22 protein-coding genes, 1 tRNA gene and 1 pseudogene are annotated in these 21,598 nt (G+C 68.4%); 19 read left to right on the top strand and 5 right to left on the bottom strand.

The window, feature by feature from the left end; translation table 11 throughout:
- The first annotated feature begins 12 nt into the window (after positions 1 to 12).
- The 5 genes and pseudogenes from pgsA (at position 13) to KV203_RS11540 (ending at position 3,663) form a co-directional block, all read left to right on the top strand.
- On the top strand, positions 13 to 642 hold the full coding sequence (pgsA, locus tag KV203_RS11560; protein WP_066470784.1) for a CDP-diacylglycerol--glycerol-3-phosphate 3-phosphatidyltransferase: 630 nt from the start codon (positions 13 to 15) through the stop codon (positions 640 to 642).
- Positions 639 to 1,163, top strand: a complete 525-nt coding sequence (locus KV203_RS11555) for a CinA family protein (RefSeq protein WP_066470783.1) — start codon at positions 639 to 641, stop codon at positions 1,161 to 1,163. Before pgsA ends, KV203_RS11555 begins: the two co-directional genes overlap by 4 nt.
- A 64-nt stretch (positions 1,164 to 1,227) precedes the next feature.
- A pseudogene (locus tag KV203_RS11550) lies at positions 1,228 to 1,455 on the top strand (helix-turn-helix domain-containing protein); the annotation flags it as partial.
- A gap of 199 nt (positions 1,456 to 1,654) precedes the next feature.
- The gene (locus tag KV203_RS11545) at positions 1,655 to 2,461 is read left to right on the top strand and encodes a PspA/IM30 family protein (RefSeq protein ID WP_066470778.1); all 807 of its coding nucleotides are present in this window, start codon (positions 1,655 to 1,657) and stop codon (positions 2,459 to 2,461) included.
- 47 nt (positions 2,462 to 2,508) lie between these two features.
- The gene (locus tag KV203_RS11540) at positions 2,509 to 3,663 is read left to right on the top strand and encodes a glycosyltransferase (protein WP_066470776.1); all 1,155 of its coding nucleotides are present in this window, start codon (positions 2,509 to 2,511) and stop codon (positions 3,661 to 3,663) included.
- Here the strand turns inward: KV203_RS11540 and KV203_RS11535 are convergent.
- A complete protein-coding gene (locus KV203_RS11535; RefSeq protein WP_066470774.1) occupies positions 3,644 to 4,300 on the bottom strand; it encodes a potassium channel family protein in 657 nt (218 codons plus the stop codon). The two genes, KV203_RS11540 and KV203_RS11535, sit on opposite strands and share 20 nt — an antisense overlap.
- A gap of 51 nt (positions 4,301 to 4,351) precedes the next feature.
- On the opposite strand from KV203_RS11535, the gene KV203_RS11530 reads away from it, so the two are divergent.
- Both KV203_RS11530 and KV203_RS11525 read left to right on the top strand, forming a co-directional pair.
- Positions 4,352 to 4,546, top strand: coding sequence for a DUF3046 domain-containing protein (locus KV203_RS11530; protein ID WP_066470772.1), 195 nt, complete (start codon positions 4,352 to 4,354; stop codon positions 4,544 to 4,546).
- Positions 4,547 to 4,684: 138 nt separating this feature from the next.
- Entirely contained in the window at positions 4,685 to 4,987 is a 303-nt protein-coding gene (locus KV203_RS11525) for a putative quinol monooxygenase (RefSeq protein ID WP_066470767.1), read from the top strand.
- Between the two features lie 85 nt (positions 4,988 to 5,072).
- Here the strand turns inward: KV203_RS11525 and KV203_RS11520 are convergent, their stop codons facing one another.
- Both KV203_RS11520 and KV203_RS11515 read right to left on the bottom strand, forming a co-directional pair.
- A complete protein-coding gene (locus KV203_RS11520) occupies positions 5,073 to 5,672 on the bottom strand; it encodes a permease (RefSeq protein ID WP_174522052.1) in 600 nt (199 codons plus the stop codon).
- Positions 5,673 to 5,717: 45 nt separating this feature from the next.
- Positions 5,718 to 6,173, bottom strand: coding sequence for a peroxiredoxin (locus tag KV203_RS11515; protein ID WP_066470766.1), 456 nt, complete (start codon positions 6,171 to 6,173; stop codon positions 5,718 to 5,720).
- Between the two features lie 40 nt (positions 6,174 to 6,213).
- Here KV203_RS11515 and KV203_RS11510 point away from each other — a divergent pair, with 40 nt between their 5' ends.
- The 10 genes from KV203_RS11510 to KV203_RS11465 all read left to right on the top strand — a co-directional run bounded on the left by KV203_RS11510 (position 6,214) and on the right by KV203_RS11465 (position 18,550).
- Positions 6,214 to 7,770, top strand: coding sequence for an anthranilate synthase component I (locus KV203_RS11510; RefSeq protein WP_066470765.1), 1,557 nt, complete (start codon positions 6,214 to 6,216; stop codon positions 7,768 to 7,770).
- Positions 7,767 to 8,444, top strand: coding sequence for a TIGR02234 family membrane protein (locus tag KV203_RS11505; RefSeq protein WP_066470764.1), 678 nt, complete (start codon positions 7,767 to 7,769; stop codon positions 8,442 to 8,444). The genes KV203_RS11510 and KV203_RS11505 overlap by 4 nt, the downstream gene beginning before the upstream one ends.
- 21 nt (positions 8,445 to 8,465) lie before the next feature.
- Positions 8,466 to 9,278 (top strand): indole-3-glycerol phosphate synthase TrpC, encoded by an 813-nt coding sequence (gene trpC, locus KV203_RS11500; protein ID WP_066470761.1) that lies wholly within the window; start codon positions 8,466 to 8,468, stop codon positions 9,276 to 9,278.
- Between the two features lie 11 nt (positions 9,279 to 9,289).
- On the top strand, positions 9,290 to 10,546 hold the full coding sequence (trpB, locus tag KV203_RS11495; RefSeq protein ID WP_373279227.1) for a tryptophan synthase subunit beta: 1,257 nt from the start codon (positions 9,290 to 9,292) through the stop codon (positions 10,544 to 10,546).
- Complete coding sequence (gene trpA / locus KV203_RS11490; RefSeq protein WP_083530074.1) at positions 10,543 to 11,334, top strand: tryptophan synthase subunit alpha; 792 nt, start codon at positions 10,543 to 10,545, stop codon at positions 11,332 to 11,334. The genes trpB and trpA overlap by 4 nt, the downstream gene beginning before the upstream one ends.
- 22 nt (positions 11,335 to 11,356) lie before the next feature.
- Positions 11,357 to 13,012: a prolipoprotein diacylglyceryl transferase gene (gene lgt, locus KV203_RS11485; protein ID WP_083530085.1), complete on the top strand. Its 1,656-nt coding sequence runs from the start codon at positions 11,357 to 11,359 to the stop codon at positions 13,010 to 13,012.
- A gap of 61 nt (positions 13,013 to 13,073) precedes the next feature.
- Positions 13,074 to 14,492, top strand: coding sequence for a pyruvate kinase (gene pyk, locus KV203_RS11480; RefSeq protein ID WP_066470754.1), 1,419 nt, complete (start codon positions 13,074 to 13,076; stop codon positions 14,490 to 14,492).
- Positions 14,493 to 14,543: 51 nt separating this feature from the next.
- Positions 14,544 to 15,431: an acyl-CoA thioesterase gene (locus tag KV203_RS11475; RefSeq protein ID WP_174522056.1), complete on the top strand. Its 888-nt coding sequence runs from the start codon at positions 14,544 to 14,546 to the stop codon at positions 15,429 to 15,431.
- Positions 15,432 to 15,448: 17 nt separating this feature from the next.
- Entirely contained in the window at positions 15,449 to 16,615 is a 1,167-nt protein-coding gene (locus tag KV203_RS11470; RefSeq protein WP_083530073.1) for an agmatine deiminase family protein, read from the top strand.
- 87 nt (positions 16,616 to 16,702) lie between these two features.
- Entirely contained in the window at positions 16,703 to 18,550 is a 1,848-nt protein-coding gene (locus KV203_RS11465) for an ABC transporter ATP-binding protein/permease (protein ID WP_066470752.1), read from the top strand.
- Positions 18,551 to 18,585: 35 nt separating this feature from the next.
- On the opposite strand, the gene KV203_RS11460 is transcribed toward KV203_RS11465, so the two are convergent.
- Complete coding sequence (locus KV203_RS11460) at positions 18,586 to 19,185, bottom strand: arsenate reductase/protein-tyrosine-phosphatase family protein (RefSeq protein WP_066470746.1); 600 nt, start codon at positions 19,183 to 19,185, stop codon at positions 18,586 to 18,588.
- Positions 19,186 to 19,311: 126 nt separating this feature from the next.
- Positions 19,312 to 19,394 (bottom strand) — tRNA-Leu (locus KV203_RS11455).
- Positions 19,395 to 19,549: 155 nt separating this feature from the next.
- On the opposite strand from KV203_RS11455, the gene KV203_RS11450 reads away from it, so the two are divergent.
- Together KV203_RS11450 and KV203_RS11445 are read left to right on the top strand one after the other, a co-directional pair.
- Complete coding sequence (locus KV203_RS11450; protein WP_066470744.1) at positions 19,550 to 20,146, top strand: ANTAR domain-containing response regulator; 597 nt, start codon at positions 19,550 to 19,552, stop codon at positions 20,144 to 20,146.
- A 151-nt stretch (positions 20,147 to 20,297) separates the two neighbouring features.
- Positions 20,298 to 21,545 carry a branched-chain amino acid ABC transporter substrate-binding protein gene (locus KV203_RS11445; protein WP_066470950.1) on the top strand — a complete coding sequence of 416 codons (1,248 nt, stop codon included), beginning with the start codon at positions 20,298 to 20,300 and terminating at the stop codon, positions 21,543 to 21,545.
- Positions 21,546 to 21,598 lie beyond the last annotated feature (53 nt).

The raw sequence follows: 21,598 nt of genomic DNA, 5'->3' as shown, positions 1-21,598 counted from the left end.
CGGGAGAACCTGATGAGTACCGATCGGGACGAGCGGCTCGCCGCCCGCTCCGCCGGCGGTCCGGTGCCCGGAGTTCCGCTGTTGAATATCGCGAACATTCTCACCATCGCCCGGATCGTCGTGGTGCCGATCTTCCTGGCCGCATTGTTCGTCGGCGACGGGCACGATCCCGGCTGGCGGATCGTCGCCGGGGCGTTGTTCGCGCTGGCCGCGGTGACCGATCGGGTGGATGGGCAGCTGGCCCGCCGCTACGGCTTGGTGACCGACTTCGGCAAGTTGGCCGATCCGATCGCCGACAAGGCCTTGATCGGTGCCGCGTTGATCGGGCTGTCCGTGCTCGGTGATCTGAGCTGGTGGGTGACGGTGGTGATCGTGATCCGCGAGGTCGGCGTCACGCTGCTCCGGTTCGCGGTGCTGCGGCACGGGGTGATCCCGGCCGGTCGGGGCGGCAAGCTCAAGACCTTGGTGCAGACGGTCGCGGTCGGGCTCTACGTGTTGCCGCTGTCCGGTGTATCGCACCAGTTCGCGGCGGCCGCGATGGGGGTCGCGGTCGGGCTCACCGTGGTCACCGGGCTCGACTACGTGGTCCAGGCGGCGCGGCTGCGGATGGCCCCGCTGCCGGTGGCACCGCAGTCCCGGTGAGCCGGTCCGGGACGACCGATCCGCTGGTCGCGGCGACCGGTGCCGCGGAACTGGTTGCGGCGCTGAGTGCGGTCTCGGCGACGGTGGCCACTGCCGAGTCGTTGACCGCCGGTTTGTTGTCGGCAACCATCGCCGGGGTTCCCGGGGCCAGCGCCGTACTGCGCGGCGGTGTCGTCGTCTATGCGACCGACCTCAAACACAGCTTGGCCGGGGTGGACGCCGCGGTACTCGTCGAATCCGGGCCGGTGGCCGGGCCGACTGCCGCGCAGTTGGCCACCGGCGCACGTCGCACCTGCGGCGCCGACTGGGGGGTAGCGCTCACCGGCGTAGCCGGTCCGGCGGCCCAGGACGGCCGTCCGCCCGGCTTGGTGTATCTCGGCGTGGCCGGGCCGGATGGAGTCGAGGTCCGGCAGTTGGCGTTGTCCGGGGATCGGTGGACGATCCGGCTCGGCGCTGTCACCGCGGCGATCGCGGCGCTGCGCGACCGGGTCGGGAACCTTCCGCCCGGGGGAATGCGTTGAATCGGCAGTCGAACATCGAGCGGTCGACACCGTGGACGGCGTGTTCGCGGACGAGGAGGCACGAATGACCCTGCTGTTACGCGAGGCGATCGGTGAAAGTCTGCGCCGGTCACGGATGTCGCAACGGCGGACCCTACGCGAGGTCGCGGGCGCGGCCGGGGTCAGCCTGGGCTATCTCTCCGAGGTGGAGCGGGGCCGCAAGGAAGCCTCCAGTGAACTGTTGGCCGCCATCTGTGGTGCGCTCGAGTTGCCTCTGGCGTCGATGCTGACCGAGGTCAGCGAGTCGTTGACCGCCGATACGCCACAACTCTGCGCGGCCTGACCGAGCAGTCCGCCACGCTCCGCTGTGGCGGCGCGCCGGACGGGTTAGATTCGGGGTAGGCCAGGGCACAGCAATGGGCAAGGCATGGAGTGAACCGGGTGCGGTGCACGAAGGTCGTGCGCCGGGACGTGCGTGACGCGTCGCACGAGATGGAGGCGGGACCAAACCGATGGCTAATCCGTTCGTCAGAGCATGGAAGTACCTCATGGCGCTCTTCGATTCGAAGATCGACGAGCATGCCGATCCGAAGGTGCAGATCCAGCAGGCCATCGAGGATGCGCAGCGTCAGCATCAGGCATTGTCCCAGCAGGCCGCATCGGTGATCGGCAACCAGCGTCAGCTGGAGATGAAGTTGAGCCGTCAGCTCGACGAGGTCGAGAAGCTCAATGCCAACGCCCGCCAGGCGGTCACCCTCGCCGATCAGGCCGCTGCAGCCGGTGACTCGGAGAAGGCAATCCAGTACACCAACGCGGCGGAGGCGTTCGCCGCGCAGCTGGTTACCGCCGAACAAGGGGTCGAAGACCTCAAGGTGCTGCATGATCAGGCGTTGCAGGCGGCGACCCAGGCCAAGAAGGCGGTCGAGCAGAACGCGATGATGCTGCAGCAGAAGGTGGCCGAGCGGACCAAACTGCTCAGCCAGCTGGAGCAGGCGAAGATGCAGGAGCAGGTCAGCGCGTCGTTGCGGTCGATGGACAGCACGCTGTCCGCGCCGGGCAGCACACCGAGCTTGGATGCGGTCCGGGACAAGATCGAGCGCCGCTACGCCGACGCGCTGGGCGCGGCCGAGCTGGCCCAGAACTCGGTGAGTGGTCGGATGATGGAGGTCCAGCAGGCCTCGATTCAGATGGCCGGGCACAGCCGCCTGGAACAGATCCGGGCATCGATGAAGGGCGAGCAGCTGCCGGCGGGGGGGACCGACGCTGCGGCTCCGGCGGCCGCGCCGCAACTGGACAAAGGCCAGGCCGCCCAGCAGTAGTGCGTTTTTCGACCGGCCGGCGGCACGTGCCCGGTAGCCTCGCCGGAATGCGTGTTGCCGTGGTTGCCGGCCCCGATCCGGGTCACGCCTTTCCGGCGATCGCGCTCTGCACCCGCCTTCGGGCGGCGGGCGACGACCCGGTGCTCTTCACCGGTCGGCGTTGGCTCCAGCCCGCTGCCGACGCGGGCCTGGATGCGCGGCTGTTGCGCGGGCTGGCGCCACGCTCGTTCGACGACGATGCCGACGCCGGTCGGCGGCTGCACGAGCGCGCTGCCTATATCAGTACCGAATTGCTGCCGGATCTGGCCGCGGTGGCGCCGGACCTGGTGGTTTCGGATGTGCTTACCGCCGGTGGCGGGCTCGCGGCCGAGCGGCTCGGGGTGGCTTGGGTGCAGTTGTCGCCGCACCCGCTTTACGCACCGTCGATCGGGCTACCACCGATCGGCAGCGGGCTGGCCGTCGGGCGCGGCGTCCGGGGCCACGCCCGGGACCGGCTGTTGCGGGCGCTGACCAAGCCGGCGATCCGGCGGGGCCGAGCGCAACGTTCGGCGGCCCGGGTCGGCGTCGGTTTGCCGGCGGTCGATCCCGGACCGGCCGCCGAACTGATCGCCACCCTGCCGGCGCTGGAGGTATCGCGGCCGGATTGGCCGGACACCGCACACGTCGTCGGCCCGTTGCATTGGGAGCCGACCGCTGCCCGGCTGCCCCGGCCGCCGGGAGACGGACCGCTGGTGATGATCGCGCCGTCCACCGCGCACACCGGCGCGGCCGGAATGCTGGATGCCGCGCTGCGCGGTCTGGCCCGCACCGACGTCCGAGTGGTCGTCTCGATGATCGACCCGCCGGCTGAACTACCACCCGGGGTGGTCGCTGGATTGGGCCGGCAGGACGAGCTGCTCCCCGAGGCCGCGGCGGTGATCTGTGGGGCCGGGCACGGCCTGCTCAGCAAAGCGCTGCTGGCCGGAACTCCGGTGGTCGCGGTGCCCGGCGGCGGCGATCAGTGGGAGCTCGCGAATCGCGCGCAGCGTCAGGGCAGCGCGTTGCTCGTGCGCCCGCCGGAGCCGGATCGGTTACGTGCTGCGGTGTTGCAGGTGATTGCCGAGCCGAGTTTCGCCGCCGCTGCCGAGCGGGCCGCCCGGGGGGTGGCGACGGTCGCCGATCCGGTGGCGGTATGCCACGCGGCTACCCGCGTTCCCGGATAGTCAGTCCGACCATGCGGGAGACCAGCATTCCCACGTAGCCGAGTCCGGCGATCTGCTCGAACATCACCACGGCCCGCGCGGCGGGAGTGATCGGCACGATATCGGACAAGCCGGTGGAGGTCAGCGTCGTGACCGACAGAAACAGCAGCTCGACCCAGCTACGTTGCTGGTCCGGTTCGACGGCGGCGGTGAAACTGTGGGGCACCAGCCCCTGAACCACCACGTAGGTGTGCGCGAAAGCCCAGGCCACCAGGGTGAACGTGGCGCCGATGGCCCACAGCTCGTCGGCGGTGATCACGTGGTCGGCGAGCATGTAGTAAATCATGCAGCCGGCGGCGTAGAAGTAGAGCGTCGCCTCGAACAGGCTCGACCAGAGCAGCAGTCGGGGTTCGTCGGTCACGCTCTGCACCAGCAGCAGCAGCCCGGCCGGTGGCGCGAGCAGCACCGCGACCCAGGTCAGGCCGGGGGAGTGTTGCACCGACCACAGCGCCAGCAGGACGACGACCACGCCGAAGAGGTTGAACGCTGCCCGGCCGAACCGGGAGTCGTCCATCGCCGGGTAGACCGCGATGCCGAGCAGCTGCACCGCGAAGAGTGACGCAGACGGGTTCGCCGTGGCGGTCCGCAACCATCGCATGCCGCCATCCTGCCGGGTCGGCCGCGGACGACGATCGGTTACCGTGATTCGGTGCGGCGGACCGAATTCTACGAGTTGTTGCATGGCGAGTTCGGCGCCGTGCGGGGTGATGCGTTGCTGCGTGACCATGTGGTCCCGACGTTGGCGGGTCGCACCGGCGCTCAGGCGTTGGCGGCCGGGGTGGACCCGCGCGCGGTGTGGCGGGCGCTGTGCGCCGAGTTCGATGTGCCCCGCACGCGTTGGTGAGCGGTCGGATCGGACGACGAGCGTCGATCGAGATCGTCCGACGCGCGCGTCGTGGTAGCCTGGACCTGCTTGTCCGCTTCGAAATGAGATGCGGCGCAGAGATGATCACAAATTACTGCAGGAAGTAGGGGTGACGTCATGGTCCGCACGGGTCTACTGGTTCGTCTGGTCGCCAAGCCGGGTAGGGAGGGCGACCTCGCCGAGTTCCTCCAGCTCGGCCTACCGCTGGCCGAGCAGGAGCCGGCCACGACGGCCTGGTTCGCGCTGCGGCTCGGTCCGGTCGAGTTCGGCATCTTCGACGCCTTCCCCGATGAGGCAGGACGGACGGCTCACCTGCAAGGCCAGATCGCAGCAGCGCTGATGGCCAAGGCGCCGGAGCTGCTGGCCGAGCCGCCGACAATCGAGCAGGTCGACGTGCTCGCGGCCAAGCTGCCCGGCTGAGCACGAACTGTTACCCGAGATCTCCCGTGCACCCGGCCGGTGCGCGGGAGATCGTCGTCACAGGGCAGCGGTTCCGGTCCGGGAGCTACCGCTTGTTGTTGTGTTCGTTGCGTTCGCTGCGCTCCATGGCGTCCACCGCGGAATCGATCCCTTCGCGGTTGCGCGCGCGGCGGAGATCCTTGCCGCGCTTACGGTAGCGGGCGACGAAGTAGCCGGTCAGCAGGAACACCAGCAGCGCGACGACGGCGCCGGTCAGGGTCGCGCCGCGGAAACCGGGACCGTCGACATCGAGGATGCGCTCGCCCGCATGTGCCCCGCCCCCGGTGCCCCAGACGATGGTCAGCGTCATCAGGTTCGGTGCCGCCACGATCAGCGCCAGGATCGCGGCCATCGGCGCCAGGTACCTCCCGCCCCGCCGGCGCATTCGCAGCGCGCCGAACAGCAGCAGCAGTAGCGGCACGAACGTACAGACGAATCCGAAGAACAATCCCCAGGTGATGCCCCGGGCGATGCTTTGATCGGCCAGACTGCCGATCCGCTGCGCCCACCAGCGCGGGACGAACGCCGCCAGGATGAAGTAGGCGATCACCAACACGACGATGCCGAGAACGACGGCGATTACTCGAATCAGCCACTTCGGCACGCTTTTGTCGGGTGCGGTGGCCGGGCTAGCCTGCGAACTCATAGTGCCAGCCTATGTCACAGCGACGACGTCCGACGGTGCCCGGTATCACCGATTCCGCAAGAACGTCAGCGCGTCGTCGGCGTGCGTGTTCGCGCGTAGCTCGCCGGTGATCACCGCCAGCACGGTCCGGTCGGTGTCGATCACGAAGGTTTGCCGCTTCACCGGGGCAAGCTTGCCGAGCAATCCCCGCTTCACGCCGAACGCGCTCGCGACCGTTCCGTCGGAATCGGACAGTAGTGGGTAGTCGAAGCCTTGCTTGCCGGCAAATCCGGCCTGGGTCTCGACATCGTCGGTGCTGATCCCGACCCGGCTGGCGCCGACGGCGGCGAATTCGCCGGCCAGATCCCGGAAGTGGCAGGCCTCGGCGGTGCAGGTCGGCGTGTTCGCACCCGGGTAGAAGAACAGCACCACCGGTCCGGCGGCCAGCAACTCGTCCAACGACCGATCGGTGCCGGTCTGGTCGGGGAGGGTGAACTGGGGCGCCTGCTGACCTGCCTTCATGTCGTCAGTGTAGGTCGGCCGCTCTGCGATGATGACGCCTATGCCCGCCCCGACCGCCGATACGACCATCACCCGGGAACAGTTCCGACAGCTCGCCGCGAGCCATCGGGTGGTGCCGGTGACCCGGAAGGTGCTTGCGGATTCGGAGACGCCACTGTCCACCTACCGAAAGTTGGCCGCGGACCGGCCCGGCACCTTCCTGTTCGAGTCGGCGGAGAACGGCCGCTCGTGGTCGCGGTGGTCGTTCGTCGGCGCCGGTAGCCCGGCGGCATTGACCGTGGTCGACGGGGAGGCAGCCTGGCTGGGGGTGACACCGGCCGATGTCCCCGCCGGCGGCGATCCGTTGGACGCGTTGCGACGCACCTTGCGGCTGTTGGCAACCGAACGCCTGCCCGGGCTGCCCCCGCTGACGGGCGGGATGGTCGGCTACTGGGGCTACGACGTGGCGCGCCGGATCGAGCGATTGCCCGACCACGCGCTGGACGACCTCGCCGTGCCCGAGATGGTGATGCTGTTGGCTGTCGATCTGGCCGCATTCGATCATCACGAGGGGGCGATCACCCTGATCGCCAATGCGGTGAACTGGGACGGTGCGCCCACCTTGGTCGACGAGGCGTACGACGATGCGCTGGCCCGGCTGGACCGGATGACCGCGGCGTTGGCCGCCCCGGCGGCGTCGACGGTGGCGACGTTCGAGCGGCCCGAGCCGGACTATCGCAGGCAGCGCAGCAGCCCCGAGTTCCACGCGGACGTGCGGCGTCTGGTCGGTGAGATCGAGGCCGGCGAAGCGTTCCAGGTCGTGCTGTCGCAACGGTTCGAGATGGACTACGCGGGGGAACCGATCGACCTCTATCGGATGTTGCGCGCGACCAATCCGAGCCCGTACATGTACCTGATGCATGTGCCGGACGAGGCCGGCGGGACCGCCTTCTCGATCGTCGGTTCCAGCCCGGAGGCACTGGTCGGCGTGGTGGACGGGACCGCGACCACGCACCCGATCGCCGGGACCCGGTGGCGCGGGGTGACCGAGGAGGACGACATCCTGCTGGCCAAGGACCTGCTCGCGGACGAGAAGGAGAATGCCGAGCATCTGATGCTGGTCGATCTCGGCCGCAACGACCTGGGCCGGGTGTGCGTGCCGGGCTCGGTCAAGGTGAATCAGTATCGCGAGGTGGAGCGCTACAGCCACGTCATGCACCTGGTGTCCACCGTCTCCGGCCGGTTGGCGCCGGGCCGGGTCGCCCTGGATGCGGTGCAGGCCTGTTTCCCGGCGGGCACGCTGTCCGGTGCGCCGAAGGTGCGGGCGATGGAGCTGATCGACGAGCTGGAACCGACCCGACGCGGACTGTACGGCGGCATCATCGGCTATCTGGATTTCGCCGGCGACGCCGATACCGCGATCGCGATCCGGACCGCCCTGCTCCGCCGGGGTACCGCCTACGTCCAGGCCGGCGCCGGCGTGGTCGCCGACTCGGTGCCCGAGTACGAAGACACCGAGACCCTGAACAAGGCGCTCGTGGTGCTCGCCGCCATCGCGGCGGCCCGCACGCTGCAGCCGTTCGAGGCCGGGCAGCCGTTCGCCCGGGACTCGGCGTGACCGGCGACACCGAGGTTCGCCCGCGACGGGCGCAGCCGCTGTTCGCGATCGGTCTCATGGCCCTCGCGGCCGCCGGCCTGTGGGTTGCGTCCCGCGCCACCTGGGTGGATCTGACCAGCGCGGACGGACTCGGCGCACCGCAGGCTCACCGGCTCTCCGGGGAAACCTGGTTCGGCCTGCTGACGCCGGCAGCTCTGGTGTTGCTGGCGGCGATTGCGGCGCTCTTCGCGATCCGCGGCGCACTCGTTCGGGTTTTCGGGGTAGTGCTGACGCTCGCCGGTCTCGCCGTGGCGGTTCCGGCGGTTGCGCTGTTGGCCGGGACCGCGGCCGTTGCCGATCGCGCCGGACGGCTCGCCGAACTGCCGGCCCGCGCACAGGTCACCGCGGCCACCACCCACACCTGGCCCGCGGTGGTCACCTGTCTGGCCGCCGGTTGCATGGTGCTTGCCGGACTCGCTCTGCTCCGTCGGCCGGCTGCGGCCGGCGGCTTGTCGGCCCGGTACGCCGCGCCGGGACCACGCCGAGACGATGCGGTACGCCGCGCCGGCGAGTCGGCACCACCGGAACGGGTGCTCTGGGACGCGCTCGATGCGGGGACCGACCCGACCGATCATGACCCCACACCGCCCACTACTCTTGATTCGCACCCCGCGGTTCCGCCGGATGGTCAGTGACCCAGAAAGGATTCGGGCCCGATGAGCGTCCTCGACTCGATTCTCGACGGGGTCCGTGCCGACGTCGCTGCACGTACCGCCGTGCGCGATCTGGGCGCGGTGAAGAAGGATGCGGCCGCGGCGCCGCCGCCGTTGGACGCCGTCGCTGCGCTCCGGGAACCGGAGGGCGTCGGGGTGATCGCCGAGGTCAAGCGGTCCAGCCCGTCCAAGGGGGCGCTGGCCGACATCCCGGATCCCGCAGAGCTGGCCCGAGCCTACGAGGAGAGTGGCGCGCGAATTGTCAGCGTGCTCACCGAAGAGCGCCGGTTCGGTGGCTCGCTCGACGATCTGGACGCGGTGCGCAAGGCGGTCGGCGTGCCGGTTCTGCGTAAGGACTTCATCGTCGGGCCGTACCAGATCCACGAGGCACGGGCGCACGGCGCCGACCTGGTGTTGCTGATCGTCGCCGCGCTGGCGCAGCCGGTGCTTGCGTCGCTGCTCGATCGGACCGAGTCGCTCGGGATGACCGCGCTGGTCGAGGTGCACACCGAGGAGGAAGCCGATCGCGCATTGGCTGCCGGTGCGACGGTCATCGGGGTGAATGCCCGCAACCTGGCGACGCTCGAAGTGGATCGCGGAGTCTTCGGCCGGATCGCCCCCGGGTTACCCACCGACATCATCAAGATTGCCGAATCCGGTGTGCGGAGTACCGCCGACCTCCATGCGTACGCCGGCGCCGGCGCCGATGCGGTTCTGGTCGGGGAAAGCCTGGTGACCAGCGGTAACCCGGGGCGTGCAGTCGCCGACCTGGTGGCCGCCGGCACGCACCCGTCCTGCCCGCGGCCGGCGCGCTGACGCCGGTGTCGATTCCGCAGCTTCCGGCAGCGAGCGCCGGCGTCGCCGAGCGGTCCGCTCACGAGCCCGACTCGGGCGGTCACTTCGGCCGGTACGGCGGCCGGCATGTGCCGGAGGCGTTGATGGCGGTGATCGAGGAGGTCACCGCCGAATATGCGAAGGCGCGACTCGATGACGGCTTTCTCGCCGAGCTGGACCGGCTGCAGCGCGACTACACCGGTCGGCCGTCGCCGGTTTTCGAGTGCACCCGGCTGGCCGAGCATGCCGGCGGGGCCCGGATTCTGCTCAAGCGGGAGGACCTGAACCACACCGGCTCCCACAAGATAAACAATGTGCTCGGGCAGGCACTGCTGGCGCGGCGGATGGGCAAGACCCGCGTGATCGCCGAGACCGGCGCCGGTCAGCACGGGGTTGCCACCGCGACCGCGTGTGCCTTGCTCGGGATCGACTGCGTGATCTACATGGGTGCGATCGACACCGAACGACAAGCGCTGAACGTCGCCCGGATGCGGCTGCTCGGTGCGCGGGTGGTGCCGGTCGACACCGGCTCCCGCACATTGAAAGACGCGATCAACGAGGCATTGCGCGACTGGGTGAGCAACGCCGACGACACCTACTACTGCTTCGGTACCGCTGCCGGGCCGCACCCGTTCCCGGCGATGGTCCGCGACTTCCAGCGCGTCGTCGGGCTGGAGGCACGAGCGCAGGTGCTCGCCGCTGCCGGACGACTGCCGGATGCGGTGGTGGCCTGTGTCGGCGGTGGCTCGAATGCCATCGGCATCTTCCACGCCTTCCTGGACGACCCGGGGGTGCAGTTGATCGGCTACGAAGCGGCCGGCGACGGCGTCGAGACCGGTCGGCACGCGGCGACGTTCACCGGTGGGTCGCCGGGGGCTTTCCAGGGCGCCTACTCCTATCTGCTTCAGGACGAGGACGGCCAGACGGTCGAGTCGCACTCGATCTCGGCCGGCCTGGACTATCCCGGGGTAGGGCCGGAGCATGCGTTGTTGAAGGACACCGGCCGGGCGGAGTACCTGCCGATCACCGATTCCGACGCGATGGACGCGCTGTTGCTGTTGAGTCGGACCGAGGGCATCATCCCGGCGATCGAGTCGGCGCATGCCGTCGCCGGTGCATTGCAGCTGGGCCGCACATCGGGTCCGGAGGCGATCATCCTGGTGAACCTTTCCGGCCGTGGCGACAAGGACATGGACACTGCGGCGCGGTGGTTCGGCCTCTACGCCGACGACATCGGCGGTGCCGGGTGAGTCGTCTGGGACCGGTTTTCGACGCCTGCCGGACCGAACGCCGCGCCGCCCTGATCGGCTATCTCCCCGCCGGTTATCCCACCGTGTCCGGCTCGATCGACGGGCTCCTGGCGATGGTCGACTCCGGCGCCGACATCGTCGAGATCGGCCTTGCCTATTCCGATCCGGTGATGGACGGCCCGACGATCCAAGCCGCCGCCGAGCAGGCGCTGCGCGCGGGGGTGCGGGTGCACGACCTGTTCGGCGTGGTCGAGGCGGTCGCCGCGGCCGGCGGCCGACCGGTGGTGATGAGCTATTGGAATCCGGTGCTCCGCTACGGCGTCGATGCGTTCGCCCGGGATCTCGCGGCGGCCGGCGGGCTCGGTCTGATCACGCCGAACCTGATCCCGGACGAGGCGGACGAGTGGCTGGCTGCCGCGAACCTGCACGATCTGGATCGGGTTTTCCTGGTGGCGCCGTCGTCCACCGAACAGCGCTTGGCGATGACCACGGCAGCGAGCCGGGGTTTCGTCTACGCGGCGTCGACCATGGGCGTCACCGGCGCTCGGGATGCGGTGTCCGACGCGGCTCCGGAACTGGTGGCCCGGGTACGGGAGCATTCCGATATTCCGGTCGGTGTCGGCCTCGGCGTCCGGTCCGGGGCGCAGGCTGCGCAGATCGCCGCATACGCCGACGGCGTGATCGTCGGCTCCGCGTTCGTGACCGCGCTCGCCGACGGATTGCCCGCGGTTGCCGACCTCACGATCGAACTTGCTGCCGGAGTCCGCTCCGCCCGCGTGTCGCCCTGACCGGCTCGGCTACCGTGTCGTCGTGACTTTCGCAGACGAGCGCCTCCTCGCCGCGTTTCCCAGTCCGCCCCGCGGAGTGTGGGAGCTCGGTCCCTTCCCACTTCGCGCCTACGCGTTCTTCATCATCGTCGGCATCGTCGTTGCCATCGTCTGGGGTGACCGGCGGTGGGTCGCCCGGGGCGGACAGTCGGGCACGGTGCTCGACGTGGCGATGTGGGCGGTGCCGTTCGGCCTGATCGGTGGCCGGATCTACCACGTACTCACCGACTGGTCCACCTACTTCGGCGACGGCGGTGACCCGGCCGGTGCGTTGAAGATCTGGCAGGGTGGTCTGGGGATCTGGGGAGCGGTGTTCTTCGGCGGGCTCGGCGCTTGGATCGGCTGCCGCCGAATGCGGATTCCCTTGCCGGCGTTCGCGGATGCGGTTGCACCACCGATTCTGCTGGCACAGGCGATCGGTCGGCTCGGCAACTATTTCAACCAGGAGCTGTACGGCCGCGAGACCGATCTGCCCTGGGGTCTGTCGATCTACGAGCGGATCAACTCGGCGGGAGTCCCGGACAACCTGAACGGTGTCTCGACCGGCGTGGTCGACAAGGTGGTGCAGCCCACCTTTCTGTACGAGATGCTGTGGAATCTGCTCGTCGTCGTGATCCTGGTGCTGATCGATCGGCGCGGGCAGATCGGCCACGGTCGGTTGTTCGCCCTGTACGTTGCGCTCTACTGCGTCGGCCGGTTCGTGGTCGAGTTGCTCCGTGATGACTACGCGACGCACATCGCCGGAATCCGGATCAACACCTTCACCGCCGCGATCGTGTTCGCGCTGGCCATGATCTACTTCGCCCTCGCGACGAAAGGGCGAGAGGAGCCGGAAGAGCTGCGCCCGGATTCCGCTCGGCCCTGGCCGTGGGAACTGATTCGGCAGCGGCTGGCAACGGTAATCGCCAACGGGACGCAGGAGCCGCCGGCCGAGGTCGCGCCGACGGCGGGCGCTGCGGCAGCAGTGAGCGCGGCGATGCGGGCCGCGGGTGCCCATGCCGGTGAGTCGGATGCGGACCGGGACGACGATCTCGCCCGTCCCGGTCGCGTCGCCGCGACGGCCGGTACGGCTGCCGCGGTGAGCGCTGCGATGGCGGCAGCCGGCCGGACGACCAGCGGCCCGATCGACCTGCAGGAGGTTGCCGGTCCGGAGCAGCACGGTGCCGAGTTCGACGACGGTGTCAGGTTCGACGACGGTGCCGAGTTCGACGACAGCGACTCCGCCGATGGTGATTCGGCCGATGGTGACTTGGCCGGCGACATCGAGGAGGTGCAGTTCGAGATCGTGACCGACTCGGATCCGCCTGCGGCAGAAGTGGATACCGAGACGGCGGATCTGGACGTCGCCGACACCGAAGCGGTGGTCGAAGCCGACGCCGCCGGCGACGAAGCCGCTGTGGACGCAGATGCGGCGGGTGCAGCTGATCCGGGTACCGACACTGCTGATTCGGCGGACCCCGAGCCCGATATCACCGAGCCTGATCCGACCGAGACGGAGACCGCTGAGCCGGCGGCTGATGTCGTCGACGCCACCGAATCCGCGCCGGAGCCGGACGCCGACCGTCAGCCGGTCAGCGCGGGCACCCCGGCTCGGGGCGCGTTCGGTCGGGTCGTGCAGCGGTTTCGGCGTCCGGACTGATCGGACCGATATTCCCGCTCGGTCGGCGTGCAGAATTCGGCGCGCACACTAGGCTCGGTCCGTGATGCGACGCACGAAGATCGTTTGCACGCTGGGCCCGGCGACGGCAACCGATGAGCGGATCTGTGAGCTGGTCGAGAGTGGAATGGACGTGGCCAGGCTGAATTTCAGCCACGGCGAGCACAAGGACCACAAGGACAACTACGACCGGGTGCGCCGCGCATCCGACAAGACCGGACGCGCGGTGGGGGTGCTCGCCGATCTCCAGGGTCCCAAGATTCGACTGGGCCGGTTCGCCGCCGGCGGCGCCGACTGGGCAGCCGGCGAGGAGGTCCGGATCACCGTCGACGACTGCGACGGTGATCACGACCGGGTGTCGACCACCTACCGCCAGCTGGCCTACGACGCGAAGCCGGGCGACCGGCTGTTGGTCGACGACGGCAAGGTCGGTCTTACCGTGGATCGGATCGACGGCGGTGACGTGGTCTGCCGGGTGATCGAGGGCGGGCGGGTCAGCAACAACAAAGGCCTGTCGCTACCGGGAATGGACGTCTCGGTGCCGGCGCTGTCGGACAAGGACGTGGCGGACCTCGAGTTCGCCCTCCGATTGGGGGTGGACTTCATCGCCCTCTCGTTCGTGCGTTCGCCGGCCGACGTCGAGTTGGTGCATGAAGTGATGGATCGGGTCGGCCGCCGAATCCCGGTGATCGCCAAGCTGGAGAAGCCGGAGGCGGTCGACAACCTGGAGGCGATCGTGCTCGCCTTCGACGCGATCATGGTTGCCCGCGGTGACCTGGGCGTCGAGCTGCCCCTGGAGCAGGTGCCGATCGTGCAGAAGCGGGCCATCCAGATGGCGCGGGAAAACGCGAAACCGGTGATCGTCGCCACCCAGATGTTGGAGTCGATGATCGAGAACTCGCGACCCACCCGGGCGGAGGCGTCGGACGTCGCGAACGCCGTGTTGGACGGCGCCGACGCGGTGATGCTGTCCGGCGAGACGTCGGTCGGCAAGTTCCCGATCGAAACCGTGCGGACCATGGCCCGCATCGTGCAGGCGGTCGAAGTGGACACCACCCAGGTTCCGCCGCTGACCCATGTGCCGCGGACCAAGCGAGGCGTCATCTCCTACGCCGCCCGCGACATCGGCGAGCGGCTGAACGCGAAGGCCCTGGTCGCCTTCACCCAGTCCGGCGACACCGTGCGGCGGCTGGCCCGACTGCACACCTCGTTGCCGCTGTTGGCGTTCACGCCGCTGCCGGAAGTGCGGAGCCAGCTGTCGTTGACCTGGGGTACGGAGACATTTCTGGTGGCTCGGGTCGATACCACCGATGCGATGATCGGCCAGGTCGACTTGTCGTTGCTCGGAATGAACCGCTATCGCAAAGGCGATCTGGTGGTCATCGTCGCCGGATCACCACCGGGTACGGTCGGGTCGACCAACCTGATCCATGTTCACCGCATCGGCGAAGAGGACCACTGAGTGCCGGAGAAGACCGTGTCCGCCGAACCGACCATGTCCACCGAACCGACCATGTCCACCGAACCGACGATGTCCGCCGATCTGACGACCCTGATGGGCCTGCTCGATCTGGCCGAACCGGTCGAGGACTGCTTCGTCGGACAGCACCCGCCGCAGGTCGGCAGTCGGACGTTCGGCGGTCAGCTGATCGCCCAGGCGATCGTCGCCGCCGGCCGAACGGTGGGCGCGGGTCGGCCGCTGCATGCGCTGAACGCCCACTTCATCCGGGGCGGCAACGTCAAGGCGCCGATCGAGTATCGCGTGGTCCGACAGCGGGACGGGCGCAGCTTTGCCAACCGGATGGTCACCGCTTCGCAGGATGGCGCCGAGCTGTTCGTCATGCTGGCTGCTTTCCTCGATTCCGTTCGAGGCCTCGAGCATGCGGTGGAGTTGCCGGAGGTGCCGTACCCGGACGTTCTTCCGCCGTTGGGTGACCACTTGGCCGGTTACGAAGACCGGTTGCAGATGTTCGTCGACGCGCTCAAACCGATCGACATGCGGTATGCCAACGACCCGGCGTGGATCATGAAGGACACCGGAGAACGACTGAATCACAACCGAGTCTGGATGAAAGCGGACGGCGATCTGCCCGACGATCCGCTGATCCATCTCGCTACGATGGGCTATTCGTCGGATACCACGGTGCTGGACTCGATCATCACCACCCATGGATTGTCCTGGGGCCATGACCGGATCATGGCCGCGACGGTCAATCATTCGATGTGGTTCCACCGTCCGTTTCGGTTCGACGAGTGGGCGCTCTACGCCACCGAGTCGCCGGTGGCGGCCGGCTCTCGCGGGCTGGCCACCGGTCGCTACTTCTCGTTGACGGGTGAGTTGCTGGCCACGGTCGTGCAGGAGGGCCTGATTCGGCACTTTCCGCGGAAGCCGCGGACCTAGGTCGAGGACGATTCGAGATGCACAGGCGATTCTTCCTCCGGGCGTCGGCGGCGTTGGTCGGCGGGGTAGCCCTCGGCGGCACGGTGTCGGCCGGTTGCGACAGTGCGGACTCGGCGTCGACGGACAATGATCCGGCGCCTGGCGGTGACGACACCGCGGCGTCGGACGGCCGTCGCTGGGTGATGCCCGACGAGGGGGAGCCGCATCAGCGGACCTGGATGGCGTTCGCCGCGGACGAGCACATCTGGGGACGCAAACTCGTCGCCGAGGTCCAACAGAACCTGGCGGCCGTCGCGACCGCGATCGCCCGATTCGAGCCGGTATCCATGTTGGTGCGCGCCGACGACCTGGACCGAGCCCGTCAGCTGGTGGCCGGCTCGAATGTCGAACTGGTCACCGCCGAGCTGGACGATCTGTGGATCCGCGACACCGGTCCGGTGTTCGTGCGTGCGGCGGACGGCCCGGCCGGTCCGGGCGCCGTCGATTTCAACTTCAACGGCTGGGGTGACAAGCAGGAGCACGCGCGCGACGCAAAGGTCGCCGAGTTCGTCGCCGCGCGCGCCGGGGTGCCCACCGTGCATACCGACCTGGTGCTGGAAGGCGGCGGGATCGAGGTGGACGGGGAGGGCACCGCGATCATCACCGAGAGCTGTGTGCTCAACGACAACCGTAACCCCGGCAGGTCCAAGCCCGAGGTGGAGGCCGAGCTGGCCCGGCTGCTCGGCGTCCGGAAGGTGATCTGGTTGCCCGGCATCGCCGGGCACGACATCACCGACGGGCATACCGACTTCTACGCCAGGTTCGCCGGGCCGGGCGTGGTGGTAGCCGCACTCGACAACGATCCCGACTCGTTCGACTACGACGTCACCCGCCGGCATCTGGACATCCTGCGCGGCGCCACCGACGCGCAGGGGCGTTCGTTGCAGGTCGAGGTGCTGGCGGCGCCGACCACCGTGCGGGAGAAGTTCGCCGCCGACGACTTCGCGGCCGGCTATATCAACTTCTACGTCTGCAACGGGGCGGTCATCGCCCCGGAGTTCGGCGACCCGGTCACCGACCCCGCCACGGCAGCGACGCTGGCCCGGCTCTTCCCCGGCCGGCAGATCGTGCAGGTCGCGATCGACGGGATCGCCGCCGGTGGCGGCGGCATCCACTGCGCTACCCAGCAGCAGCCGGCCGGCTGAATCCGGCGCGGTCGCCACGCGGCGGGACTGCAGGGTTAGACTTCGCCCGCTTTGCCGCCGCAACGATCAAGGTGATGGGACGCGTCTATGGAGATGAGCATCGACTGGAGCGCCGAGTGGTGGGCCAGTGCCTGGTGGATCTTGAAGGCGTTCCTGATCACCGCCCCGATCTTCGTGATCGTGCTGGCTGTTTTGTTCGCCACCACCCGGTGGGGCCGGCAGTTCTGGCGGATCTCCGGCGCGTACTTCGTCGGACCGCAGTCCTGGCGCAACTACCTGCTGGTTGCCGTGCTGCTGATCTCGACGCTGACGTCGGTGCGGCTCAGCGTGTTGTTCACCTATTTCTACAACGACTCGCAAACCGCGCTGCAGTATGCCGTCCAAGCGCTGACCACACCGGAACCGGAGGTCAGTCTCGAGGCGGCGAAGGCCGGGTTCTGGCTGTCGATGAAGATCTTCGGCCTGCTCGCGGTGCTCTGGGTGGCCCGGGCGTTGGTGCACTACCTGATCAATCAGTGGTTCGATATCCGCTGGCGGGTCTGGCTGAACGAGCGGGTGGTCGACGACTATCTCGACGGAATGGCGTTCTACCGGTCCCGATTCATCGACGAGACGATCGACAATCCGGACCAGCGGATTCAGAGCGACGTGACCGATTTCGTGCAGGTGTCGAGCTCGCTCGCGCTGGGCGCGGTCAGCGCGCTGGCGTCGATCGTGTCGTTCACCAAGATCCTTTGGGACCTGTCCGGTCCGTTGACCATCTTCGATGTCACGATCCCGCGGGCGATGCTCTGGCTGGTGCTGGCGTACGTCCTGTTGACCACGATTGTTGCGTTCTGGATCGGCCGTCCGCTGATCCGGCTGAACTTCCTCAACGAGAAATTGAACGCCGGCTTCCGGTATGCCTTGGTCCGGCTCCGCGACAGCGCCGAGAACGTCGCCTTCTACCACGGTGAGCGGGTGGAACGGCGCGGTCTGATGAGCCGGTTCGCCGGAGTGATTCGCAACTACTGGGACATCGTTGCCCGGACGTTGAAGTTCAACGGGTGGAACCTGGGCGTGAACCAGACCGCCGAAGTGTTCCCATACCTGTTGCAGGCGCCCCGGCTGTTCGCCGGTGAAATCACCCTCGGCGACGTGAGCCAGTCCAGCTCGGCATTCGGCAAGGTGCACGATTCGCTGTCGTTCTTCCGCGAGTCCTACGACGTCTTCGCCGGCTACCGCGCGTCACTGATCCGGCTCGACGGGCTGCTCATCGCCGACGAACAGTCGCGTGAACTGGGCCGGATGGCCGTCGCCGATCTCGCCGGCGCGGTCGAGCTGTCCGGGGTGGATGTCCGCACGCCGGACGGCGTCGGGTTGATCGACGGACTCGATCTGCGCCTGCTGCCGGGCGATGCACTGGTGGTCAAGGGCGCGTCGGGCAGTGGCAAGACCACGTTGCTGCGCTCACTGGCGCGACTGTGGCCCTACGCCGACGGAGAGTTCCGTCGTCCGCCCGGAAACGAAACGCTGTTTCTGTCGCAGGTGCCGTACCTCCCGTTGGGTGACCTGCGGACTGCGGTCAGCTACCCCGCGGCGCCGGGCGAGATCGCCGACGACGTATTGCGCACGACGTTGCACCGGGTCAGTCTCGGCCACCTCGCCGACCGGCTCGACGAGGAAGAAGACTGGGCCAAGGTGCTCTCGCCGGGTGAGCAGCAGCGGATCGGGTTTGCTCGCATCCTGTTGCTCCAGCCGAAGGTGGTCTTCCTCGACGAAGCCACCTCCGCGGTCGACGAGGAGCTGGAGTATGCGCTGTACAAGTTGATTCGGACGCTGGTTCCGGACACCATCCTGGTCAGCGTGGCGCACCGGAGCACGGTCGATCAACATCACCGGCAGAAGTTGGAACTGGACGGCACCGGCGCTTGGGCACTGTCGCCGGTCGGGTAGTGCGCCGATCGGGGCGGCGGCCGGTCGGGGTTCGGTCAGCCGGCCGCTTCGAAAGCCGGGCCGGCGGCCGGCCGCGGTAGCAGTGTTTCCCGGTTGGGCAGCGACGGGACCGCGATGTAGGGCTCGTAGGCGAGCGAGCGGAGCAGACCGAGCAGGGCCTGGGCGATGAGGTCGCCGATCTCCGCCGACTTCTGCTCGTCCGAGATAGCCGGATTCGCGATCGGCCGGGACACCGCCGGATACGCGAGTCGACCGGCATGCAACTCGGCGACACTGACCGCGGCGGTCATCCGGGCCAGCCGATAGGCCTGGAGCAGGGGGAAGGTGCGTGGCGCGGCGTCCGGATCGAGCGTGACGACATCCCGACAGTCGGCCTCGGTCATGGTGAGGATCAGATCGGCTTCGGCCGACATTGCGGCGGTCAGCGATCGGGATCGGAACCGGCGCGGATCGGCGCCGAGCCCGGTGATCACCCGAGCCACCGGGGGTCCGAGCCGCAGTCCGGCGGCGGCACGGGTGCCGGCGCTTTCCACGACCAACGAGCGCAGCCGGTGCTCCGCGGCGTAGGCGGTGGCCACACACTCGGCGATGGCCGAGCCACCGACGTTGTCGGCGCAGACGAACAAGACGCGCATGAGAACAATCGATCGAAGGCGGAACATCGGACTCGGTGTCCGGCGCCGGCAGGTCCGCCGCCGGCGCCGAGTGTCGCTTCGAAGTATGCCACGGGCGCATCCGTCGTACCGGATGCGCCCGATCGGTGCCGAGAGTGGGAGTCGAACCCACACGTCCGTGAGGACAATGGTTTTTGAGACCACCGCGTCTGCCATTCCGCCATCCCGGCGCACCGCTTGGTCAGCATACTCGAGCCCGGACCGCCCGCTACACCGCCCGACGCACGAGCCGGTGTGCGCGGCGAATCCGGGTAGCCTGACTATCGAATCGCAACCGGCCGGGCGCGGACCCGACGGCCCCTGCCGACGATGGGAGAAGCAGCAGATGACGGCGGCTACTGGCGCAGAACCGAAGCGGGTGGTCGTCGCGGAGGATGAGACGCTGATCCGGATGGACTTGGTGGAGATGCTCACCGAGGAGGGGTATCTGGTCGTCGGTGAGGCCGGTGACGGGCAGCGGGCGGTCGATCTGGCCGGCGAGTTGACGCCGGACCTGGTGATCATGGACGTCAAGATGCCGCGTCGTGACGGGATCGATGCTGCTGCCGAGATCGCCTCGAAACGTATTGCTCCGGTGGTCATCTTGACCGCCTTCAGTCAGCGTGACCTGGTCGAGCGGGCACGCGATGCCGGCGCGATGGCGTACCTGGTCAAGCCGTTCACCAAGTCCGACCTGGTGCCGGCGATCGAATTGGCCACCAGCCGCTTCGCCGAGATCTCCGCGCTGGAAACCGAGGTTGCCGGTCTGTCCGAACGGCTCACCACCCGCAAGCTGGTGGAGCGGGCCAAGGGGGTGCTGATGCAGACTCAGGGGCTCAGTGAACCGCAGGCGTTCAAGTGGATTCAGCGGACCGCGATGGATCGACGGACGACGATGAAAGCGGTCGCCGAGGTGGTGCTGGAGAATCTCGCGCCGCAGTGATCACAGGGTCGATCGGCCAATTCCCGACCAGCTGATGCACCGGCAGCGCCGCGGGGCTATGTTCTCAGCGGGCTGACGTTGTCGGCCCCTCGGGGTTTGCTTGCCCGGGGGAGCAAAAGGGAAGAGGGTGGAGACGTTGCGGGTTTCGGGTGTGCGGGGTCGGTCCGCACGCGGCGCGCTGGTCATCGGGATCGCCGCCGCGCTGGCCTTGGCCGGCTGTAGCAGCAAGTCGACCGACGAGGGATCGTCCTCGACCAGCGCGAGTGGAGCCGGTACCGGATCGGCCGCCGCCTCGACCAACCTGTCGATCCAGCCGCTGGTGCAGGTCGATACCGAGGGCAAAGAGGTTCCGGCCGCCGACACCGCGTCCGCGGCAGATCCCGCCGGCGCGGGCAACGCCACCTGTGCCCCGGCGTCGATCGCGATGGCGGGTGCGCTGACCGGCCCCGACTCCGCGCTCGGGATCAACATCGTGGACGGGGTGAAGCTGGCGCTCGACAAGCACAACAAGGCCAACCCGAACTGCCAGGTGACGCTCAAGGAGTTCGACACCGAGGGTGACCCGCAGAAGGCCACCCAGGTGATCCCGCAGGTGGTCAACGACCCCTCGGTGATCGGTTTGGTCGGTCCGGCCTTCTCCGGTGAGACCAAGGCGACCGGCGGCATCCTCAGCGACGCCGGGCTGGTCGCGGTCAGCGCCTCGGCGACCAACGCCACGCTCACCCAGAACGGCTGGAAGACCTTCTTCCGCGGCCTGGCCAACGACGACATCCAGGGTCCGGCCGTGGCCAAGTACCTGACCGGCACCGCCGGCTACAAGAAGGTGTGTGTCATCGAGGACAACACCGATTACGGCACCGGCTTGGCCAAGAGCATCAAGGACGGGCTCGGTTCCGTCGCGGATTCGGCCTGCGCGGCCAGTGTGAAGAAGGGTGACAAGGACTTCTCCGCCACCGTCACCAAGGTCACTGCCGCCAAGCCGGACGCGGTCTTCTACTCCGGCTACTACTCGGAAGCGGCGCCGTTGGCACAGCAACTGAAGTCGGGCGGTTTCGAGGGCGTGTTCGTCTCGGCGGACGGCACCAACGACCCGCAGTTCGTCACCCAGGCCGGCGATGCGGCGAAGGACGCGTTGCTGTCCTGCCCGTGTGGTCCGGCGCCGGACAAATTCAAGTCCGAGTACCAGGCGCTCAACGGTCAGGAGCCGGGCGTGTACTCGGTGGAGGGCTACGACCTGACCACGATCCTGCTCAAGGGAATCAGTGAGGGTAAGGCAACCCGCGCGGACCTGCTGGACTACGTCAAGGCCTATGACGGTCAGGGGCTGGCCCGGCAGTACAAGTGGAACGAGGACGGTGAGTTGACCTCGGCGCTGATCTGGATGTACGAGGTCCAGTAGCCGCCCGCAGGACGGATGCCACTGACGTGCGCGTCACGTACGGGGGTCGAAGC

Source organism: Skermania piniformis, assembly GCF_019285775.1.
In the GTDB taxonomy this organism is placed as follows: Bacteria; Actinomycetota; Actinomycetes; order Mycobacteriales; family Mycobacteriaceae; genus Skermania; species Skermania pinensis.
Note: the sequence above shows the minus strand (reverse complement) of the source record. Positions and strands in the feature narration are given on the sequence as shown.